The sequence below is a fragment of the Mesorhizobium sp. M7A.F.Ca.US.002.01.1.1 genome, from assembly GCF_004022955.1.
In the GTDB taxonomy this organism is placed as follows: Bacteria; Pseudomonadota; Alphaproteobacteria; order Rhizobiales; family Rhizobiaceae; genus Mesorhizobium; species Mesorhizobium ciceri.
In genome coordinates this window covers 1-3,129 of the sequence record NZ_RZQE01000589.1, presented here as the reverse complement: position 1 = coordinate 3,129, position 3,129 = coordinate 1, and the positions used below count along the sequence as shown (strand labels likewise).

Genomic DNA, 3,129 nt, shown 5'->3' with positions numbered 1-3,129 from the left:
GACCGGAAAAGACGCTGGCGCCTTCGATGCCGATGAACACCCAAAGCGTCACCAGCATGGTGCTTTTCACCTGCGCGGTGATCGAACCGAGACTGACGTTGCCCAGACCGGTAAAGTCCAGCGACCAGACCTGCAGTTTGAAGGCGACGGCCACAACCCCGACGAACAGGACGATCGGAGCGATCTTTGCCACCGTGACGATGAGGTTCACGACAGCGGCCTGCCGGATGCCGGCGAGAACCAGGATGTGGATCAGCCACAGCAGGACCGATGCGCCGAGCACCGCCTGCCAGGTGTTTCCATCGCCGAAGGCTGGAAAGAAATAGGACAGGGCGCTGAACACGATCACCGCGTAGGAAACGTTGCCGACCCAGGCGCTGATCCAGTAGCCCCAGGCGCTGTTGAAGCCGATGAACGGACCGAAGCCTGCCTTGGCATAGGCATAGGGACCCGCGTCGAGTTCGGGCTTGCGGGTCGCAAGCGATTGATAGACGAAAACCAGCGCCAGCATGCCGACCGCGGTGATGGCCCAACCAATCAGGATTGCGAGGGGACCGGCACCTGCTGCCATGTTCTGCGGCAGGCTGAACACGCCGGAGCCGACCATCGAGCCGATCACCAGTGCGGTCAGGGAACCGAGTCGAAGCTTCGTTGGCGTCGCGGTTGCGACTTTCCGAACAGGAATGTTGATATCAGCCGTAGTCATGATGCTCTCCCCAATTTGAAGGCCCTGATGGGAGGCAACAGACTAGAAATAAGCACTAGCTGCCTTGATACGGGTCAAATCCGTTTGCGAGCGGCAAATGGCAAGTTTGGGATTCCTCGGCGCCCGGAAAAGGCGCTCGCTCATCGAACTCGCACATGTGTCCGATCCACTCGCATGGCTGGCTCCTCGCCGCCGCCGAACGAATGGCGGTCGACTTGCGCCCCGGAGATCGTCGAGGGCACGAATTGCTTGGTGCGTTGAACAGATCGTCAGGCTATATCCGTGGGCTCGGCTTTGCGTTTTCGCCCCGTAATCATGGCCCGGACAAGGTTTTCACGATGTCGAAAGCTTGCCAGCGCGACGCCACCCATATGGAAAAGGACCAGCAGGAGCAGACTGTGCGCGGCGAGGCTGTGTGCTGCCTCGACCCATGGCACGCCGAAATAGGCGTCCGTTGTCATCAGCCACCCGGTCAACGCGGTTAATCCCATCGCCCCGATCAACACGATTACCATCGCGCCGCCGGCCGGATTATGGCCGATGTAGCGGGCTTCGCGACCGCTCAGCAATGCTGAGAGGTAGCGCAGCACTGTTGCCGGATTACGCACGAATTGCGAGAAGCGCGCATAGGGGGTGCCCAGAACGCCCCACAGGAACCGCATCGCGACTAGCCCGGCAGCGGCGTAGCCAGCCCAATGGTGAATGTCCTCCGAGGAATGGGAGGTGAGCCAGGCTGTGACGAAGCTGAGCACCAGCGCCCAGTGGAAACTCCGCACGACCCGGTCCCAGACGCGCACCATCTCTGGAGATGGCTGCGCGTCCGTAGCTATCGAAACGTTCGGATCAATTTTCACCGGCTTCGGCATTGTCGAGCTTTTCAAGGGTCTCGGCATTGTAGGCCAGGTTCACCTTCTTGCCGGCCTTGTCGACCGCATAGACTTCGTAGCAACCCTTCTCGACCTTGATCTGGCGGACGGTGAGGCCTTCGCCGGTCAACTGCGCCTCCAGCGTTGCCTTGGGCTTGAACTGTGATTTCGGGGCGGTGCTGCAGCTGCCGCCAGCGGCGAGCGCCGGTCCTGCAACCATGCCGACGAGAGCGGCGAGAACGAATGTGCGATACATGATGGCTCCATTTGGGAGGTTGGGCGCGAATGTTGCGCCTGCGGTTGAGATTTCGATCGGTCGTGCCAGACAGTGATTTCGCCGTCATTGGTGCGACATAGCCAATTGAACCTGACAACTGGCTGACAGATCTTCGGGCCCCGTTGATGGGCTTGCGCCGATCACTTTGATTTGGCGCAAGGACGGTGGATGAACTCGCGAGCAGGATGACGGTCGGGACGTAGAGCGCTTCTGCTGCCGTTCTGAAGGAGATCGCCATGAAGACCATATCGAGGAGAGCAGCACTCGGGCTTGCTGCCGCAATGCTCATGGCTGGCAGTGCCGGCGTCGTCCAGGCTGCTTCGCTTGTCCAGATTTCTCTGTGGGACAAGGGCGCGAATATGGAGATGCCGATCGGGCTCGCCTATGCGGCGCCCGGACTCGATCTCGCTAAGGCGACCATGGGCATCAAGGCTTCGCCCGGTGCAGTCAAGGCCGGGGAGGTCACATTCAATGTGAAAAATGACTCTAAGGACACTGTCCACGAAATGATCGTGATGTACCTTGCGGAACCCGGCAAGCCGCTTCCTTACCTTGAGGCCGAGAACCGGGTCGACGAAGACAAGGCCGGCGACAAGGGCGAGGTGTCGGAACTCGATCCCGGCAAATCAGGCTCCCTGACCGTCGAGCTGAAGGCTGGAAAATATCTGCTTATCTGCAACGTGCCAGGTCACTATGGGGCGGGCATGTGGGCTGAATTCACCGTCGATCCATGAACCAGGGAGCGCCCTGGCCGGAAACCTTCGACTGTCGCCGTTTCGATGCTTGCAGGGGTAGCTAGTATTGTGTGGCGGCGCATCGCATGAAGCGTCTGCTAGCTCGGATCGCTGCGCTATAGCGCTCGTTCGCCGAGCTTGCGCATCTGGCTGATCCACTTCATGCGGGTCGCGTCGCTGGCGCCTGCGACCATGCCAAACAAGGTCTCGCGCACCGGACTGATGCCAACAAAATGCAGGATGCTTCGCTTCATGCCGGCGATGCCGTGTCCGAGGAACCATAGCCGGCAGACAAGGGAAGGCATGCCCATCGTCACCACGACGCATGCTGAGCGGCCGCGAAGCAGCGTCTTAGTGAAGCCGCCCCTTGTCGGGGTAGGCGAAGGCCGTCCCTGGCCGCATGACCTGTTCCAGGAATGCCTTGAGCATTGCCGGCATGGTCCCGAGCCACAGCGGAAAGACGAAGAGGATGTGGTCGGCCCACACGACCGCCTCGACGGCGTCCTTCAGCTCGTCGGGAACCGTACCATGCTCGAACTCCTGCAT

Annotated in this window: 6 protein-coding genes; 1 reads left to right on the top strand and 5 read right to left on the bottom strand. The window is 60.6% G+C overall.

The genetic code is table 11. The features are described 5' to 3' along the window. From EN932_RS32465 to EN932_RS32455, 3 genes are all read right to left on the bottom strand, one after another. The coding region (locus EN932_RS32465) for an amino acid permease (RefSeq protein ID WP_128369379.1) at window positions 1-706 on the bottom strand (706 nt) is incomplete at its 3' end. 269 nt (window positions 707-975) lie between these two features. Continuing rightward, window positions 976-1,506 (bottom strand): cytochrome b/b6 domain-containing protein, encoded by a 531-nt coding sequence (locus EN932_RS32460; RefSeq protein WP_128369381.1) that lies wholly within the window; start codon window positions 1,504-1,506, stop codon window positions 976-978. Window positions 1,507-1,549: 43 nt separating this feature from the next. After that, window positions 1,550-1,828: a PepSY domain-containing protein gene (locus EN932_RS32455; RefSeq protein ID WP_128369378.1), complete on the bottom strand. Its 279-nt coding sequence runs from the start codon at window positions 1,826-1,828 to the stop codon at window positions 1,550-1,552. 257 nt (window positions 1,829-2,085) lie between these two features. Between EN932_RS32455 and EN932_RS32450 the strand changes: the two genes are divergently transcribed. Then, entirely contained in the window at window positions 2,086-2,583 is a 498-nt protein-coding gene (locus EN932_RS32450) for a plastocyanin/azurin family copper-binding protein (protein ID WP_245483369.1), read from the top strand. 116 nt (window positions 2,584-2,699) lie between these two features. On the opposite strand, the gene EN932_RS39825 is transcribed toward EN932_RS32450, so the two are convergent. Together EN932_RS39825 and EN932_RS39820 are read right to left on the bottom strand one after the other, a co-directional pair. Beyond that, window positions 2,700-2,888, bottom strand: coding sequence for a hypothetical protein (locus EN932_RS39825; RefSeq protein WP_348630217.1), 189 nt, complete (start codon window positions 2,886-2,888; stop codon window positions 2,700-2,702). 46 nt (window positions 2,889-2,934) lie between these two features. Next, window positions 2,935-3,129 (bottom strand): NAD(P)H-dependent oxidoreductase (locus tag EN932_RS39820; protein WP_348630216.1); only part of this gene is annotated, 195 nt, incomplete at its 5' end.